Origin of the sequence: Brevibacterium album DSM 18261 (genome assembly GCF_000426445.1) — a bacterium.
GTDB classification, from domain to species: Bacteria; Actinomycetota; Actinomycetes; order Actinomycetales; family Brevibacteriaceae; genus Brevibacterium; species Brevibacterium album.
Genome location: NZ_AUFJ01000009.1, coordinates 177,543 through 194,809 on the forward strand (window position 1 = coordinate 177,543; position 17,267 = coordinate 194,809).

The 17,267-nt window shown below is 71.4% G+C and carries 15 protein-coding genes; 5 read left to right on the forward strand and 10 right to left on the reverse strand.

The window, feature by feature from the left end:
* Positions 1-92 precede the first annotated feature (92 nt).
* The 4 genes from K318_RS23280 to thiM form a co-directional block, all read right to left on the reverse strand.
* Positions 93-1,118, reverse strand: coding sequence for a hypothetical protein (locus tag K318_RS23280; protein ID WP_156913728.1), 1,026 nt, complete (start codon positions 1,116-1,118; stop codon positions 93-95).
* A 365-nt stretch (positions 1,119-1,483) separates the two neighbouring features.
* Positions 1,484-2,206, reverse strand: a complete 723-nt coding sequence (locus K318_RS0100915) for a TenA family protein (RefSeq protein ID WP_035280138.1) — start codon at positions 2,204-2,206, stop codon at positions 1,484-1,486.
* 138 nt (positions 2,207-2,344) lie between these two features.
* Entirely contained in the window at positions 2,345-4,024 is a 1,680-nt protein-coding gene (gene thiD, locus K318_RS25350) for a bifunctional hydroxymethylpyrimidine kinase/phosphomethylpyrimidine kinase (protein ID WP_245579721.1), read from the reverse strand.
* Positions 4,021-5,184, reverse strand: a complete 1,164-nt coding sequence (thiM, locus tag K318_RS18440) for a hydroxyethylthiazole kinase (protein WP_084499469.1) — start codon at positions 5,182-5,184, stop codon at positions 4,021-4,023. The genes thiD and thiM overlap by 4 nt, the downstream gene beginning before the upstream one ends.
* A gap of 340 nt (positions 5,185-5,524) precedes the next feature.
* Here thiM and K318_RS0100935 point away from each other — a divergent pair, with 340 nt between their 5' ends.
* Positions 5,525-6,340, forward strand: a complete 816-nt coding sequence (locus K318_RS0100935) for an acyl-CoA thioesterase (protein ID WP_029088077.1) — start codon at positions 5,525-5,527, stop codon at positions 6,338-6,340.
* A 114-nt stretch (positions 6,341-6,454) separates the two neighbouring features.
* On the opposite strand, the gene K318_RS0100940 is transcribed toward K318_RS0100935, so the two are convergent.
* On the reverse strand, positions 6,455-7,117 hold the full coding sequence (locus tag K318_RS0100940) for a response regulator transcription factor (RefSeq protein ID WP_245579722.1): 663 nt from the start codon (positions 7,115-7,117) through the stop codon (positions 6,455-6,457).
* A gap of 48 nt (positions 7,118-7,165) precedes the next feature.
* Entirely contained in the window at positions 7,166-8,395 is a 1,230-nt protein-coding gene (locus tag K318_RS0100945) for a sensor histidine kinase (protein ID WP_211233248.1), read from the reverse strand.
* Positions 8,396-8,591: 196 nt separating this feature from the next.
* Here K318_RS0100945 and K318_RS0100950 point away from each other — a divergent pair, with 196 nt between their 5' ends.
* The 3 genes from K318_RS0100950 to K318_RS18445 are packed head-to-tail and all read left to right on the forward strand — an operon-like array spanning position 8,592 to position 11,361.
* Complete coding sequence (locus K318_RS0100950) at positions 8,592-9,800, forward strand: glycosyltransferase family 4 protein (protein WP_051297299.1); 1,209 nt, start codon at positions 8,592-8,594, stop codon at positions 9,798-9,800.
* Positions 9,797-10,672 carry a DedA family protein gene (locus tag K318_RS24505; RefSeq protein ID WP_156913729.1) on the forward strand — a complete coding sequence of 292 codons (876 nt, stop codon included), beginning with the start codon at positions 9,797-9,799 and terminating at the stop codon, positions 10,670-10,672. Before K318_RS0100950 ends, K318_RS24505 begins: the two co-directional genes overlap by 4 nt.
* A complete protein-coding gene (locus K318_RS18445) occupies positions 10,657-11,361 on the forward strand; it encodes a DedA family protein (RefSeq protein WP_051297300.1) in 705 nt (234 codons plus the stop codon). Before K318_RS24505 ends, K318_RS18445 begins: the two co-directional genes overlap by 16 nt.
* 166 nt (positions 11,362-11,527) lie before the next feature.
* Here K318_RS18445 and K318_RS0100965 read toward each other — a convergent pair whose 3' ends face one another.
* From K318_RS0100965 to guaB, 4 genes are all read right to left on the reverse strand, one after another.
* A complete protein-coding gene (locus K318_RS0100965) occupies positions 11,528-12,202 on the reverse strand; it encodes a metal-dependent transcriptional regulator (protein WP_029088082.1) in 675 nt (224 codons plus the stop codon).
* Positions 12,203-12,243: 41 nt separating this feature from the next.
* Positions 12,244-14,037, reverse strand: coding sequence for a peptidoglycan recognition protein family protein (locus tag K318_RS25690; RefSeq protein ID WP_029088083.1), 1,794 nt, complete (start codon positions 14,035-14,037; stop codon positions 12,244-12,246).
* Positions 14,038-14,405: 368 nt separating this feature from the next.
* A complete protein-coding gene (locus tag K318_RS25785) occupies positions 14,406-14,654 on the reverse strand; it encodes an SRPBCC family protein (protein ID WP_342664191.1) in 249 nt (82 codons plus the stop codon).
* Between the two features lie 211 nt (positions 14,655-14,865).
* Positions 14,866-16,401, reverse strand: coding sequence for an IMP dehydrogenase (gene guaB, locus K318_RS0100980; protein WP_029088085.1), 1,536 nt, complete (start codon positions 16,399-16,401; stop codon positions 14,866-14,868).
* A gap of 381 nt (positions 16,402-16,782) precedes the next feature.
* On the opposite strand from guaB, the gene nrdI reads away from it, so the two are divergent.
* A complete protein-coding gene (gene nrdI / locus K318_RS0100985; protein WP_051297301.1) occupies positions 16,783-17,265 on the forward strand; it encodes a class Ib ribonucleoside-diphosphate reductase assembly flavoprotein NrdI in 483 nt (160 codons plus the stop codon).
* Positions 17,266-17,267 lie beyond the last annotated feature (2 nt).

Here is a 17,267-nt window from a genome sequence, read left to right on the forward strand (position 1 = left end):
CCCTCCAGCCCCAGCCTCACGCCCAGTCCCACACCCAACCGTCGAGTGAGCGGTTTCTGTCGGATTCACGGACTGATCCCGACAGGAAGTGCTCATTCGACGGGGCCTGGCCGAGGGAGCCGCAGCTTCTGCCTCACCCGGGCGATGAGTCGGACGCGATCCGTGCGCGCTGTCACCTTCTCCACCGTCCACCCGCAGGCCTGGAGCGCATTCCATCTCTCCGCGTCGCGCGTGAACTGCACGGGGTCGAGCCTGTGGTGCTCCCCCTCGTACTCGAGTGCGACCCGCTCGCGCTCGTAGACCAGGTCCGGGGCGATCTCGCAGCCGAGCTCGGGCACCCAGATCGCCTTGTTCACCGCCGGCTCCGGCAGGCCCGCGCGGACGAGCGACAGCCGCAGCCGCGTCTCCTGGGGAGACTGCACACCGGGACGAGCTCGCACCATCGCAGCCCGGAGCGTTCTGATGCCCCTGATCCGGCCGGCGGCTTCGATCCGCTCACCGATCTCGGTCGCGTCCACAGGCGGTGTGCGCCACGGGCCCAGCAGTCCCTCCATCGCCTCGACCAGCTCGTCCTCATCGAGCATCGAGGCAAGGCCCACGAGGGTCTCCCACCAGGACACCAGGGTCACACCGAAAGCCTGCTGGGTCGTGGGGACGCGTGCGCTCCGGTGTGCCCGGATGCCTTCCCGCCGCAGAGGCCGGGCCAGGGGCACCTGCACGTGCAGGTGCGAACCCTGCCGCTGCAGGCGTGAGGGCAGCGGGATGCCGAGCAGTTCGGCGGCGGTCGCATGCGAGCCGAGGGCGTCCGGCCGGCACAGCTGCAGCGCCTCGAGGCGTTCGCGCAGCGAGAGCCAGCGCGCATCAGCCCATGCCGCCACCTCGCGCGGTCGCGTCACTGCCGGAAGGACGCGGGCTCCGCGGACGGGGCGACGGTTCTCCGCCGAACGCGCGAGGCTGTATGCGGAAACGCCGGCGATGTCGGCTCCTGCAGGCCGCGCCACCAGGGGAACCGCCCGCACCTCCGTGCCCCGGCGCAGGTACAGGGGCAGAGGGTCCGCGAGGCGGACGTCATCATCGGGCGCACCTGCGCCGCAGGGCTCGACTGCGCCCTCAGGCACGCCTGCCCCCCTCGGACCTGCCCGTGCCGTGAAGCCCGAGTGCGTCCCAGTGCCCATTCATGCCGATGCGAGTGCTGCCTGCCCGTGCGGCCCCGGGTCGGTGATCATCCATGAACCCAGAGTGCTCAGGGGAGGCTCCGGTCGGAACCGGCTGCTTCGATCTGTGGATGGGCATCCGCTGTCCACAGGGCGATCGTGCACACGGTCGGACGCTCCCAGCACCCTCCTGTGACGCACAGTGCTCGTGCCTGAACCACATCCCCCAACTGCCCCGCGTCCCCCCCCCACCACCGAAACGCCCAGTGAGCACTTTCTGTCGGATTCAGGCAGCGAATCCGACAGAAAGTGCTCACTGGGCGGATGGGTCAGACCGTCCAGTCCTCCAGGGCGCCCGCGCGAGCCCAGAAGTGGAGCTCGTACACCGTCGCGCGGCGGAAGGCCTCCTCCATGCGCGCTCGGATGTCCGGACCGGCCGCCGCTGCCAGCCGCTCGTAGACCGCCACGGCCTCCTCTGCGGCATGATCGAACTCCTCGGAGTCGTACATCTCGATCCATGCGGAGTAGGGGTTCGCAGCGGACCCTCCCACGTTCTCCGCCGCCTCGGATGCCCGCGCCGTCAGCACCTTGCCCATGTGCGCATAGATCCAGAAGCACGGCAGAATCGCCGCGACCCCGACCTCGTAGGGCTCCGTCGCTGCCGCTGCCACCAGGTACGACGTGTACCCGAGCGTCGTGGGACCCGGCACCGCCGCACCGTCCGGAGCGAGCTCTGCCGCCAGCTCCGCGAATCGCGCGTCCGCCAGCAGATCGGCCTGCATCGCCTCCTCGTCCGCAATGGCACCGGCGGCCGAGGAGCTCCAGAACCGCGCCTCCTCCCGGACCGGCGCCTTCGCCGCGAGCAGGCTCATCGCCCGTGCATAGCCCTCCAGGTAGATCCCGTCCTGGAGGATGTAGTTGACGAAGCTCCTCGGCTCCAGCGAGCCCGCGAGCAGCTCGCTCAGGAAGTCGAGGCCTTCGATCGCGGTGAGCGTCTCCCCCACCGAGTCCCAGACCCGCTGCGAGTGCTCTCCTGCGTGGTACGTCCTCATCGTGCGTCCTCTCTCGTCTGTGTGCCCGCGCGCTCTCCCTCGACGCACGGGCACGTGCTGAACAGCGGATCTCGGTGCGCAGGCTCACGGCGTACGGCAGCGCCTTCATTGCGTCCGGCGGCATCGCGCGCGAACGGCTCAGCGCCGCGGCAGGTCCACGAGGTGGTCGACGGGCCCGTGCGCTCCCGCGGGATCGCGCATGAGCTGCCACCGCGCGCCCGAAGCCAGCGCCCGTGCCAGATAGTCGAGCCCGGCGCCCACGACGGCGGCGAGCTCCTCCGGTGCCCGCGGATCGCGCCCAGCCCGCACGCTCGCAGCCGCCTCGGCCGTGATCGCCGCCGAGAGCGTGCACCCCGTGCCGTGCGTGTGCGCGGTCGCCACCTTCGGGTGGCGGAACTCGCGCAGGAGCACATCGCCGCGGCGCTCCCAGGCGCCGCGGGCGGCATCAGCCTGAGCGGCGGCGCCTCCCGCGGCATCACCACCGTCGGCTCCGGTCTCATCCGCCCGCACCGCGAGGACGTCGAGCAGCTCCTCACCGGACATGTGCCCGCCCTTGAGCAGCACCGCGCGCGAGCCGCGGCGCACCAGCTCCACCGCCTGCGCGCGCTGCTCCTCCGCATCCGCGGCCGGGGCGGTGTCCTCGCCCAGCAGGAGGGCGGCCTCGGGCAGATTGGGCGTGATGAGATCTGCGAGCGGAGTCAGCCGCGTGCGCACCGCATCCACGGCCTCCTCCTCCAGCAGCCTGTGACCGGAGGTCGCGACCATGACGGGGTCCACGGTCAGGAAGCCGAGGTCTCGCGTGGCGGCGGCATCGGCGGCGAGCTCCACGAGCTCACGCGAGCCGAGCATGCCGGTCTTGCTCGCGTCCACCGGCATATCGTCGAGGACCGCCGCGAACTGATCCGCGACGAAGTCCGCGTCGACCGGGTACACGCGGCTCACCCCGTGCGTGTTCTGCGCGACGAGCGCCGTCACGACGGTGGTCCCGTACGCACCGCGGGCGGTGAAGGCCTTGAGATCGGCCTGGATGCCGGCCCCGCCGGAGGGATCCGTCCCGGCGATCGACAGCGCAACGGGCGGGCGCTGGGGCAGGGCGGAGAGGTAGGCGGCGCGGATATCGGCCGCCGCCCGCCGCGGATCGGCCGCCCGGCAGATCGCCGAGACGACGCAGATGCCCAGCAGCGGAGCGCCCGCGAGCTCCGGTGCGCGCTCGGCCGTGATGCCGCCGATGCCCACCGCGGGCATTCCCATCTGCGCGGCCGTACCCGCGAGGTCGGCTATCCCCTCAGGCCCCAGGCCCGCGGGCGCGCCCTCCTTGGTGGTCGTGTCATAGGCGGGTCCGATCCCCAGCAGGTCCACGAGCGCCGCACCCGTGGCGCCATCGCGCAGGGCGGCCGCGGCGGAGAACTGCGCGGGCGTCCGCGCGGACAGGCCCACGAGCGGCTCAGGCCCGAGCACGCGACGGACCTCGGTCACCGGCTCATCCGTCTGGCCCACGTGGATGTGCACCTCGTGGCCCTCCTCGCGGAGGCGACGCACCACCTCGAGGCGGTCGTCCACGAACACCGCGATCGGGGCGCCTCCCGTCGACGCCTCGTGATCGGCCACGGCCGCAAGCACCTCGCGGGTCAGCTCCTCCACCTCTGCGTCCCCGGCCTCCTTGTCCCGCACCTGCACCACGCCGACTCCCCCGGCGAGCGCAGCGGCGACGGTCTGGGCGACGGTGCGGCCCGCGGATGCGCACTGCGCGGTGTCCGTGACGAGGTAGAGGGTCCAGTCGTACGGAGCCAGCCGCGGCGGAAGGACGGTGGTGCTCATGCGGAGGGGGCCCTGTTCTGCGAGAGCGGAGCCTGCGGGAGCGGAGTGTGCGAGCCGAGGGGTGCAGGCGAGCCGGAGCCCGCCTCCCGCACCTCCGACAGCGGTGTGCGCCGGAGCCGGATGTCCGCTCCCGCGATGTCCTCCGCGCTCACCGCGTGCAGCGCATCGAGGAACTCCGTCTGGAAAGTGCCCGGACCGCCCGCGCGTGCGCCTGCCGCCGCGCCCGCCGCCGCGAAGTGCGCGTGAGCGGCGACGACCGCGTGGAAGCGGGCCCGCAGGAGGCCTGCGACTCCCGTGCCAGCGCCCGCCGGCGTCTCCCCCTCGAAGCCGCCCGCGCCCGAGGCGGACTCGCCGCGGTCAGCCGCCTGTGCCTCGGCGGCGGCCTCCTTTGCGGCGAGTTCCTCTGCAGCAGTCTCCTCTGTGACGGCGCCCAGGTATGCGGCGGTGAGCGCGCCCAGGGAGCAGCCGGTGCCCACGACGAGGGGCATGAGGCGATGGCCGCCCGCGATGCGCGCGATGAGCGCTTCCCCGTCCTGGACCGCCACGACCGCGTCCACCGGGCCCGAGACCGCGATGACGGCACCCGTGCGCGCGGCGAGCTCCGCGGCCGGGGCGAGGACGTCGTCCACCGTGTCGATCGACTCGATTCCCCGCCCGCCGGCGCCGGTGCCTGCCAGCCCGGCGATCTCGGAGGCGTTGCCGCGGATGGCGGTCGGCCCGGAGTCCGCGAGGCGGCGGATGTGCATGGAGCGGTGGTCGGCCGCGCCCAGGGAGACGGGGTCGAGCACCCAGGGCGTGCCGAGCGCGTTCGCGGTCCGGACGGCCGCATCGGCGGCGAGGAGCTGATGGCTGGTCGCGGTGCCGAAGTTCACGAGGACCCCGCCTGCGAGCGCGGCGAACTGCGCGGCGTCCGCCTCATGGTCGAGCATCGCGGGCGAGGCTCCTGCGGCCAGGAGCACGTTCGCGCTGAACTGCTGGACCACCGTGTTGGTGATGCACTGGACCAGGGGCACCGAGGCGCGGACCCGTTCGAGCGAGGCCGCGGCGAGCGCGGAACTCGATGCGGCGGCCGATTCGGCGGCCGCTGCGGTGGATCCAGCGCCCGCGGCCTGTGCCGCGGACTGCCCGGAGGATGGATCTGAGACGTCGACGCCTGTCATGACGATCCCTTCGCTAGTGCTGGCTAGATCAGGTTCGATGGGTGTGTTCTCAGCCCGTCCCCGCTGCGGGCCCGGCGCGGTCGGCCGGGCTGCCCTCTCCGCCTGCACGAGCCGGAGATGCGGGGGTGAGCACCCCATGTCACTGCCCGCCACTGTAGCCCGCGGGTCGGGGGCCCGTCACACCGGGCCGTCGCGGCGAAGCGGTGGGCCGTCGCGGGTGCCGGGCGGGCGCGGGCACGCACGAGACCGATGCCGGCCGGCACCTCGGCGCCGCCTATCATCGAGGCAGTGCCAACGGCCCGCACGACCGGGCCCGAACGACGTGACCGGGAGGTCCCCCATGCCAGAGGTCGGATTCGCGCGGCTGAACCCCCTCGAGGGCTCCTTCGCGGCCATGATGGAGCTCGAGATGATCGACGAGAACATCTACCGGGCCGGGTACGTGTTCGACGAGCCCTATGCCCTCTACGGCGGACAGGTCGCGGCGCAGTCCCTCCGTGCGGCGGGGCTCACAGTGGAGGCGGAGCGGCGGCCGCATTCGCTGCACGGGTACTTCCTGCGGCCGGGCAACGCCTCCCAGCCCACCGTCTTCCAGGTGCACCGCGACCGCGACGGGCGCTCGTTCTCGGCCCGGCGCGTCGTGGCCCTCCAGGGCGGGAAGGTCATCTTCAACATGGCCTGCTCGTTCGCCGCTCCCTTCGAGAGCCCGGAGCGCTCCGAGCCCATGCCCGTCGCCGAGGCGCCCATGGGCTCGGTCTCCCCCCTCCCCCGCATGTTCGGGTTCGAGGCGCGGCTGACCGAGCAGGTGCATACGGCACCGGACTACCCGCTGCGGTTCTGGGCGCGGTGCACCGAGGACCTCGGCGATCCGGCCGAGGACCAGCTCCTGCACCTGTGCGCACTCACCTACCTGTCCGACATCTCCAGCGGAGTGGGCGCGTGGAACACGGAGGAGTTCCGCTCCGATTCGAGCCTCGACCACGCGCTGTGGTTCCACCAGGATGTCGACATGAACGCCTGGACGCTCATGGACCTGCATCCGGAGTCCGTCTCGCACGGCCGCGGCCTCTACCGCGGCAGGCTGGGCACGGAGGCCGGCGTCCAGGTCGCGACGATCGCGCAGGAGACCCTGTTCCGGCCTGTCCGCAGGGACTGAGCCGGCGGACGGGCCGGATCGCCGAGGCCGGGTCGGAACCGGCGCAGAGTCCCGGGCGCTGAGTCGGCAGACGGGCCGGGCCCGCGGGAAGGCCGGTTCAGCACCGGCGCTGGGTCACAGCGACTCCAGGTAGAACAGCACCGCCCGGACCCGTCTGCTGTGCCCGTCCGCCGGGTCCAGCCCCAGCTTGTCGAAGATCGAGCCCACCGCCTTCTCGACGGAGCTCGTGGAGAGGAACAGCCGCGAGGCGATCGTCGGGTTCGACCGTCCCTCGGCCATCTCCGCGAGGACCTCCCGCTCGCGCTCGGTCAGCGCGTCGAGCGCGCTGGGCCTCTGCGGCTGGGCGAGCAGCTGCTGGATGACGCTGGGGTCGACTGCCGTGCCGCCCGCGGCCACCCGCCCGATCGAGTCGAGGAACTCGTCGATGTCCGTGACCCGGTCCTTGAGCAGGTACCCCACGCCGGAGGTGTGGGTGGACAGCAGCGTGACGGCGTAGTCGCGCACCACGTACTGGGAGAGGACGAGGACGCCCATCTCCGGGTGGTCGCGCTTGATCTCGATCGCCGCGCGCAGCCCCTCGTCCGTATGGGTGGGCGGCATGCGCACGTCGACGATCGCGAGTGCGGGCCGCTCCCGCCCGACGGCGTGACGCAGCTGATCCGCATCCTCCACCGCGGCGATGACGCGGTGGCCCTCATCCTCGAGGAGCCTGCGCAATCCCTCCCGCAGCAGGATCGAATCGTCCGCGATCGCGATGCTCAGGCCGTGTTCGCTCATCTGCCCATCCTCGCACCCGGGCGTCCGCGCGTCCGGGTCTCGTCGTGCTCACTCATAGGGGATCTCCGCCGTGACGACGGTGGGGCCGCCCGCGGGACTGTTCACGCTGAACGCGCCGTCCAGGGCCTCGACCCGTCTGCGCAGCCCCTGCAGTCCAGAGCCCTGCGGGTCCGCGCCGCCCCGGCCGTCATCGCTGACCACGAGCCTCACCAGCGGCATCCCGGCGGTCGTCACGGTCTCGAGCGTGAGTCTGACGGCGGTGGCCCCGGCGTGCTTGACGGTGTTGGTGACGGCCTCCCGGGCCACGAAGTAGGTCGCCGATTCCACCTCGGGAGCCGGACGGGAGGTGAGAGAATCGTGCAGCTCCACCGGGAGCAGGGAGTTCTGAGCGACCACGGTGAGCGCCTGATTGAGGCCGAGGTCATCGAGCGCGGCCGGATAGATGCGCCAGGCCACCTGCCGCATCTCCTCGATGAGCTCCTGTGACTGCGTGTGGGCGCGCTCCAGCAGCTCTGCGACCCGCTCCGGGTCCTGACTGCGCCGCGCGCGGGCGAGCAGCATCGACAGCGAGATGGTGTGCTGCTGGACCCCGTCGTGGAGATCTCGCTCGATGCGCCGCCGCTCGTCGTCGATGGCCCGCACCACGCCCCGGCGCGTGGTGATGAGCTGCCCGATCCAGTCCTCCACCGTCCCGGTCCTCTCCACCGTGGAGGTGCGGCGGACCCATCGTTCCGTCAGCCATGCGGTGCCCTCGGCGGCGAGCCATGCCGCGCCCCCGGATGCCAGCACGAAGACCCATCCCGAGAGCCACAGGGGCTGGTAGATGGTCCACACCGCGAAGTCGAGGACGATCATGGACAGCGGACCCGCCACCAGCAGCTGTGTCAGCACGGCGAAGACCGTGCCCATGAGCTGGAGCGTCATGTGCAGGGCGAGGTAGCCGCCCACGATGCTGATGAGCGCCTGCCCGGCGAGGCTCAGCGGCCGTGGGGGCGGATCGGTGTGCGCCGAGGCACCGGGGGCGGGGTGCTCAGGCGCGGAACCTTCGCTCCCCTCCACCACGCGGAGCCGATAGAACCGCTCGAGGCGGCGCCGGTCCCACCGCTGGACCTTCACGGCGAAGCCCGGGCTCCAGCGCAGGACGACGAGGGCGGCGAACAGCATGAGCCCGTAGGCGAACCCCAGCAGGGTCCCGGCCGTGCGCAGGCCCGCTCGCCGGAGCAGCCGATACGACTCGACACCGGTCTCGCGCATCGCGGCGGGCGGGCGTGTGCTCATGGACTTCACCCTAGGGCGGGGTGCACGGGCCCTCAATAGGGAGGACCGCACCCCCGTTCCGGTCTGCCGTAAGTCTGCGCTGCGGCCGTCTGCGGCCCTCGTGAAGTCAGCACCGTTCTGGGCAGGAGCGCCGAATTCTAGCGTGGAAGACGTTCCTCCGACGCGTCCGTCGGCCGTCCCCGCAGAAAGCACAGACATGAGTCTCCCGACCCTCCATGCACACTCCGACCGCATCCGCCCGGCTGCGGACGGCCCCGCGCTCCGGGTCCTCGTGGTCACCGAGTCGTTCCTCCCCCAGACCAACGGGGTGACGGCCTCGGTGTGCCGCGTCCTGGAACACCTGCGGGAGGCGGGCCACACCGCCGAGGTGATCGCCGCCTCGGGCCCCGACTGCTACGCCGGTGCCCGCGTGCGCACCGTGCCCGCCGCTCCCCTGCCCGGCTATCCGGGGTTCCGGGTGGGACTGGGCAGCCGCCGGAGGATCGCGGCGATCATGGAGGACTTCCGCCCGGACGTCGTGCATCTGGCCTCGCCGTTCATGCTGGGAGCCGCCGCCGCACGTGCGGCCCGGACGCTGGGCGTCCCCACGGTCGCCGTGTACCAGACGGATCTCATCGGGTTCGCCCGCCGCTACGGCTTGGCCGCCGCCGTGCCCGCCCTGGAGCGGCAGGTGCAGCGCATCCACTGCTCGGTGGACCGCACGCTCGCACCCTCCACCGCGAGCCTCGCCCAGCTGGCGGAGCTCGACGTCCCCTCCGTGCATCGCTGGGGGCGCGGCATCGACCTCGAGCGCTTCTCTCCCCGCCTGCGGAGGCCGGCGTCCGCGTGGCTGCCCGCATCCGAGGGAGCCCTGCCCGAGGAGCCGGTCGTCCTGGGCTATGTGGGCCGCCTGGCGAAAGAGAAGAACCTCGAGCATCTTGCGGCGATCCAGGACCTCCCCGGCACCCGGCTGGCGATCGTGGGCGATGGGCCGCTGCGGCCCCGGCTGGAACAGGCGCTCGACCGCGCGACCTTCCTGGGCGAGAGGTCCGGACAGGAGCTCGCCCGGATCATGGCTTCCCTGGACGTCTTCGTCCATCCGGGCGCGGAGGAGACGTTCTGCCAGTCCGCGCAGGAGGCCCTGGCCTCCGGCGTGCCCGTCGTGGGACCGGCCTCGGGCGGCCTGCTCGATCGGGTGCGGCACGGTTCCACCGGCCTGCTCTATGCGCCCGACGACCGTGCGGGCCTGCGCGGCGCGGTCACCGCGCTGCTGGATCCTGCGACCCGCCGGCGCATGGCGGAGGCGGCCCGGCCCAGCGTCGAGGACCGCTCGTGGCACGTGGTGAACGCCGAGCTGATCCGCCACTACCGGGCGGTGGTGCGCGAGTCCCCGCTGCGGACTCTGCCTCTGTGCAGGGCATCATGAGCGCCGCACTGGAATCCGTGCTGGAGTCCGCGGGACCGCTGTCCTATTTGCTGGCGGCCCTCCTCGCCGCACTGCCCTTCGGCCCCGGCGAGGCGACGGCGCTGACCGGCGGTCTGCTCACGACCGGTCCCGCCCTCGACGCCCGGATCATGGTCCCGGTGCTGGCGCTGGGGGTCTTCCTCGGTGATCTGGCGGTCTTCCTGACCGTGCGCAGGGCCGTGCCCGGAGTGCTGCGGCGCTGGCTGCCGCGGGCCTCGGCGGCGCTCAGCGTCCGCCGGGGCTCCGAACCAGCGAGCGCCACACCAGCGAGCACCGAGCCTGCGGGCTGCCGGGCCGAGGGCGGCGGGTTCGACGGCTGCCGGACCGAGGGCGGAGACCCGCACGCGAGCGGAGATCGGCGCGCGCCGCGGTGGGTGCACTTCGCCGTGCTGGGCGCGCGGTTCGTGCCCGGCGGTCGCACTCCCGCGACCGCACTTGCCGCGGCCTCAGCGCTGGAGCTGCGCCGGTACCTCGGGCTGAGCGCGGTGAGCGCCGGGCTCTGGGCACTGGTCTGGGTGAGTGCCGGACGTGCGCTCGGGGCGGCGGGGACGCCGCTCGGCCCCCTGCTCCTGAGCGCGGTGCTGGTTCTCGCCGTCCTCACCGCAGGCATCCACGCGCACCGGCGCAGGCTCGCACGCACCGCGGCCGCCTCGGGCTCCGCCATCGCCGAGGCGGCGAGCGCGGCCACACGCGCAGCGGGCGAGAACGCGCGCGCTGAGGGGACGAACCACCTCACCGCCCGCGCGGTCCCACGCACGGCGGGAACGCGCCCGACCGACACCGACCACCACCTCACCTCACCTCGGAAGGACACCTCATGGACACCGTTCTGAGCCTCCTCGAAGCCGGCATCACTTCGCCGTGGTTCCTGCTCGTGCTGTTCCTGGCCGTCGCGGTCGATGCAGTCGTCCCCGCGGTTCCGGCCGAGACGCTTCTCATCACGGCCGGCACGTATGCGGCTGCGGGCGCTGTCGAGCTGGTCCCCACGATCCTCGCCGCGACGCTCGGCGCGCTCGTCGGCGACACCGCGTGCCACCACATCGGCCGTGGGGCGCATGGGACTTCGCGGCACCTGCGTCGGTTCCGAGGGGGCGAGAGGGCCTTCGAATGGGTCCGCCGCGCGCTGCTCAGCCGAGGCGGGTCCGTCATCATCACGGCTCGCTTCATGCCGGGCGGGCGCACCCTCGCGACGTTCGCCTCCGGGTACACGCAGTATCCACGGAGGAGGTTCGCGGTGTACGCGGCGATCGGCGGTCTGCTCTGGTCGGTCTGCATCGGCGGGATCGGATACCTGGGCGGTCTCGCCTTCGCCGAGCGGCCGCTGCTGGCCGTCGCGGTCGGACTCACGGCTGCGGTTCTCATGAGCGGAGTCATCGAGCTCGTGCGCCGGGTGATCGCCGGGCGGAGAGCCGCGGCGTGCGGTCAGGACCGGGTACGCCGCACCGAATCGCACGCCCGGCACGCCTCGGACCAGGGCGAACAGCAGGATGCGCGGCATGGGACGCTCTCGGAATGCCGGTGAAGAAGGCGACTCCGACAGTTACTCCATCACACTCTCTCAGTTACTCTGTCAAGCTCTATCAGCGCCTGATAGAGCTTGACAGAGTAACTGAGAGAGTGCGCCGGGGCCGCGCAGGGCCCTCAGACCGGACGTCACTCCGGCGAGGCCCTCAGCCGCACGGGCGCCCTCAGCCCCGGCTGGAGACGAACACCTGCGCGGCGGCTGCCGTGCCCAGGCTGGTGGCCTCGCTCCCGGCGGGAGTGACGGGGAAGGACCCGGAATACGGCTCGCCATGCCCCACCTCGAGCACGGCCCCCACCGTGATCCCGCGCGAGGCGAGGAACTTCAGCAGCGCGGAATCCGCATCGGAGATCCTCTCCACCACGACGCGCGTCCCCGGCTCCGCGTCCGCAAGCGCAATGGCCTCAGGCCGTTCCACCCGCCCCTCCGCATCCGGGATGGGGTCTCCGTGCGGATCACGGGCAGGGCTGCCCAGGAGCTGATCGATCCGGTCGATCATGAGATCGGAGACGGCGTGCTCGAGGTGCTCGGCCTCGTCGTGGACCTCGTCCCAGCCGTAGCCGAGCGTCTGCACGAGGAACGTCTCGATCAGCCGGTGCCGGCGCACCATGGCGACCGCACTCCGCCGCCCCGCCTCCGTGAGGGAGACTCCGCTGTACGGCTCGTGCACCACGAGCCCCTGCTCGACGAGCTTGGGCAGCGCGCCGGAGACGGTCGAGAGCCGCAGCCCCACCCGCTCCGCGATGAGACTCGGGCTGGTGGGCGCGTCCGACCATTCCTGCAGGTTCCAGATGACCTTGAGATAGTTCTGGGTGCTGACGGAGAGACCGGCGACAGACATGCCGTCAGCCTATCGGGCGCACGCACTCCCCTCCGAAGGACTCAGGTCAGATCGGCGGCGCCGCCGGAGAGCCCGTCCGCCACACCGCCCTGGAGCCCGTCGTCCTCGGCCTTCTCCTCGTCCTCGGCCTTCTTCCGTTCCGCCTCCTCGGCGGCCTTCTCCTCCTCGGCGGCGTTCTCCTCGGCGGCCTTCTTCTCCGCCTCGAGGTCCCGGCCGTCCTGGATCTCCTTCGCGGTGGTGCGCACATCGCCGAAGGCCGCGTAGAACGCGTCGCCCGGGCACGAGGTCGTCCCCAGATCGCGATGGCCCACGATCGCGTCGATCCGCTCCCCCGCCACCGTCGCCTTCCCGTCCGCGGAGACGCCGTCCTTCCCGAGCTTCCACGCGATGGCGGAGCTCACGGCATCGAGAGTCTCCTGCGGAGGGGCCTTCTCGTCGAACGAGCCGAGCACGGAGATGCCGAACGTGCCGGTGTTGTAGCCCGCGGCATGCGCGCCCACGACGGCCTTGTCGACACCGCCGGCCCGGCCCTCCCAGAGCCTGCCGTACTTGTCCGCGAGCACGTTGTAGCCCACATCGGCCCACCCGCGGCCATTCACGTGGAACGCGTAGATGCCGCGCAGGATCGCGGGGACGTCCTCCTGCGAGTAGTCGTTCTGACCGTCCGTGTGGTGGATGACCGCCGCGGAGACCTTCGAGGCGACGTCCGGGCTTCCCTTCTTCAGGCTCTCGTCCGCGCCCCAGGACTTGCGGGAGCGGATCTCCGGCTTCTTCGCCTCGGTCTTCGCGACGTTCTGCACCGAGGCACCCTCTCCCGCCGGGCGGTGGACGGCGTGCTCCGCGGATGTTCCCGGCGCGGCGTCCTGCATGCCCGCCTGCGCCTCGCCCTCCGCGCTCGCGGCTGCGGCTGTGCCCTGTGCGCCCGAGGCCGCGGCAGCGCACTGCGGGCACGTGCAGCCGCCCGTGGTGCAGGTCCGCCCGGAGTTCGCGCGGGCAGTGACGTTCGCCGCCCCCTGCACTCCCACGTCCTCGGAACCACCCGCGCCCCCGGACTCGCCGGAACCGCCGGCAGTCTCCTCCGAGGCGCTGCTCGCAGGGATCTCCGCCGGCGGATTGTCACGGATCGCCTCGGCGTCGGAGGCCAGTCGTTTGGGATCGACGAGGACCATCCGGGTGTGCTCCGGCGCGCCCTGTTCGCCCAGAATCCGGAGCTGCAGGCTCTCCGCGTCTGCGACGTAGAAGGGGTCCGTACCCGGCTTCCCCTCGTCGCCGGCGTCCTCGACATGGACATGGCGCCAGTCCGACCAGCCGTCCTCGGTCCTGGTCCTGATCTCGAACTCGACCGCGGCATAGTCGTCGAAGACGAGACCGACGACCCCGGGGGCGTCCGCGGGCAGGTCGACCTCATCGGAGAGCGCGGCGATCGCGATGCCGTCCTCGGTCAGCTCGGTCACCGAGCCGGCGGGTGCGGGCGCTTCCTCCTGCGCCATCGTGGAGGCCTGGAAGCCCCCGCTCAGGTCGCCTTGGGAGGACTCCTGCACATGCTGGGCGACGGACTGCGTGAATGCGGCCGAGGTCGCCGCATAGGAATCGGGTGCGCGCAGCAGCGGTGCCAGATTCCGGGTCTGCGGCTGCGCCTCGGCGGCCGCAGCCGTCGCCGAGGAGCTCGACCGGGCACCGGGCAGGCCCAGACCGTCCTCGCTCACGTCCACGAGGTCTGCTTCCGTGACCTCGGTGCGATCTGCCGCGACGGCGGCACCGGCCACCAGGCCCAGCGCCGATGTGAGCACCACGGCAGTGCCGCATGCCGCGGCCGTCTTGAGTCCATTCTTCATGCGCGAACCTCTGCGTATCGGGGAAGTGACGATGCGCGCAGTGCGGATTGTGCGATCACCGCACGGCGCGCATCCGGGTTCTTGCCGGACCTCGGTCCGCCAGTCATGCTCGCACGGATCGGCTCCCGCGCAGCGCTGCCACGCGGGGCTCCGATGCATACAGCGCTGATGCGCCCGTGGAACCCCGTCGCAGTATCGACACAGTAACTCAGGTGTTTTGTTCAAACAACACAAAAGTTGCGCAATTGATTGCGAACGGCGAGGCGAAGGTTCACCGAAAGCAGGACGCCCGCCTCACGCACGCTCACCCGGAATCCGCCGAAAGGCGTGGGCATATGTGCGAGAAGCGGGCGTCCTGGACGAACCGGTCACGCCTCCAGCAGCGTGAGGAGATGGCGGTTGCGCATGCGGATGAGTCGGCGCAGGTAGGGCATGAGCACCGCACGCTCAACCAGCCGGCCTCCCAGAGGCGCACTCAGCGCCACTCGATCGAGCATCCGCGTGCCCCCGCCCTCCGGCTCGAAGATGTGCTCATGGCGGAAGGAGCGAAAAGGTCCCGCAACCTGCGCGTCCACGAAACGGTGAGGGGCTTCGAGCACCTCGATCCTGGAGGTCATCGTCCACATCACTCCGAAGTGACGCGCCCGCCACGTGACGGACTCACCGCACGTGATCTGGCCCGATGTCACCCCCGCCACCGCTCGCTCTCCCGAGCGGGTCATGGACGACAGATGCGCGTCGATGCTCAGGGACACCTCGCAGAGACGTTCCGGACTGTGCCGGCTGTGCGTAACCAGCTCGAAGTGCGCAGTCACCGGCGCCCCCAGATCACTTCACGTGGTAGTTGGGAGCCTCGACCGTCATCTGGATGTCGTGCGGGTGGCTCTCCTTGAGCCCCGCGGTCGTGAGCCGCACGAAGCGGCCGCGCTCCTTGAGCTCGGGGATGGTGCGCGCGCCGACGTAGAACATCGTCTGGCGCAGACCGCCGGTGAGCTGGTTCGCAACCTGGCGCAGCGGACCCCGGTAGGCGACCCGGCCCTCGATGCCCTCGGGGATGAGATCCGTGTCCGTGGCGACGTCGGCCTGGAAGTAGCGGTCCTTGGAGTACGACTTCCCCTTGCGCGGGGCCATGGCGCCCAGCGAACCCATGCCGCGATAGGCCTTGTACTGCTTGCCGTTGACGAGGATGAGGTCGCCGGGGCTCTCCGCCGTGCCCGCGAACAGGGAGCCGAGCATGACGGAGTCGGCACCGGCCACGAGCGCCTTGCCGATGTCGCCGGAGTACTGGAGGCCGCCGTCGCCGATCACGGGCACGCCCGCGGCACGCGCAGCCTGCGCCGCGAGATGGATCGCCGTCACCTGAGGCACGCCCACACCGGCGACCACGCGCGTGGTGCAGATGGAGCCGGGCCCCACACCCACCTTGATGGCATCGGCCCCGGCATCGATGAGGGCCTGCGCGCCCTCCGTCGTCGCGACGTTGCCCCCGATCACCTGGACGTCCCGGAACGCGGGATCGGTCTTGAGGTGGCGGATCATGTCCGTCACACCGCGGGCGTGCCCGTTGGCGGTGTCGACGACGAGCACGTCCACCCCGGCCTCGGCGAGCAGACCGGCGCGCTCGAAGGCGTCGCCGTAGAATCCGACGGCCGCGCCCACGAGGAGGCGGCCCTGCCCGTCCTTCGCCGCGAGCGGGTACTCCTCGCGCTTCACGAAGTCCTTGACGGTGATGAGCCCTCGCAGCACATTGCCCTCATCGACGAGGGGCAGCTTCTCGATCTTGTGCTCGGCGAGGATCCGGTAGGCCTCCTCGCGGCCCACCCCCACCAGCGCGGTGTGCAGCGGGCTGGTCGTCATGTGCTCGCCCACGGTGGCCGTGGCGAAGTCCGCATGGGGGATGAAGCGCAGGTCGCGGTTGGTGATGATGCCCACAAGCACACCGCCCTCGTCGACGACCGGCAGGCCGGAGATGCGGTACTGGCCGCAGATCTCGTCGAGCTCCGCGATCGTCCGGTCGGGCGTGATCGTCACCGGGTTGTCGATCATCCCCGATTCGGAGCGCTTGACGTAGTCGACCTCCTCAGCCTGGTCCTCCTTGGACAGGTTGCGGTGGATGATGCCCATTCCGCCGATCCGGGCCATCGCGATCGCCATCCGCGATTCCGTCACGGTGTCCATCGCGGCGGAGACGAGCGGGATGCTGATGCTGAGCTCCCGCGTGAGCCGCGTGGCGGTCGAGGCCTCGGACGGGATCACGTCCGTTTCGCCGGGGAGCAGGAGGATATCGTCGTAGGTCAGACCCGTGAGCCCGAACGGATCTCCCCCCGCCGCCGCTGCCGCATGGCCCGTGTGATCTTCCGCCATCTCTCCCTCTCCGCGCAGTGTGGTGCCGGCCGCGGGAACCGCTTCTCCGCCCGGCGTCGACCGTGCCCTCCATGGTACTCCGCACGAGGGCCCCGCCGGGCATGAGAGCCGTCACCCGGACGGAGCCGCGCAGCGGGCGGGCAGCAGCTGCTTCACCGCAGCCCGCCGCAGAGGCGCGCGCCAGGGCCTCCCGCAGCGGACCGCCCGGAGAGCCCGCACTCACCGCCTTCAATGTTTGCCATGCAAAACTCAATTGCTTGTACGGCAGTAGACACCCGCCCGGCGGCAGTGCTAGAACTAGATATCGCGCTTCGAGAGCGCACGGAACACAACATCTGGTGGTTGAGGATCAAGAGCCCTGCCAGGGAGGAGAGCGGGAAAGTGCAGACGGACAACCGCAGCAGGCCCATACCGGTCCGCGAGCTGTCGAGCGGGGAGTCAGCGGACCTGGTGTTCTTCTCCAGCGTCTCCGAGAACACGCGGCGCTTCGTCGAGAAGCTCGCACGCCCGGCCGTGCGCATCCCACTGCGGCCCAGGCCGGAGGGCATGATCCGGGTCTCTCGGCCCTATGTGCTCGTGGTGCCCACGTACGGCGGAGGAGCACGCTCCGGAGCGGTCCCCAAGCAGGTGATCGCTTTCCTCAACGACCCCGTCAACCGGGCGCTGCTGCGCGGGGTGATCACGGCGGGGAACACCAACTTCGGTGAGCACTACTGCCTCGCCGGACCCGTGATCTCCGCGAAATGCCGCGTGCCGGAGCTCTACCGCTTCGAGCTGCTGGGCACGCCTCACGATGTCGCCCGCGTCGACGAAGGCCTGTCCCTGTTCTGGGCGGAGCCGCCCTCGACACCCGCACACTCCTGAAA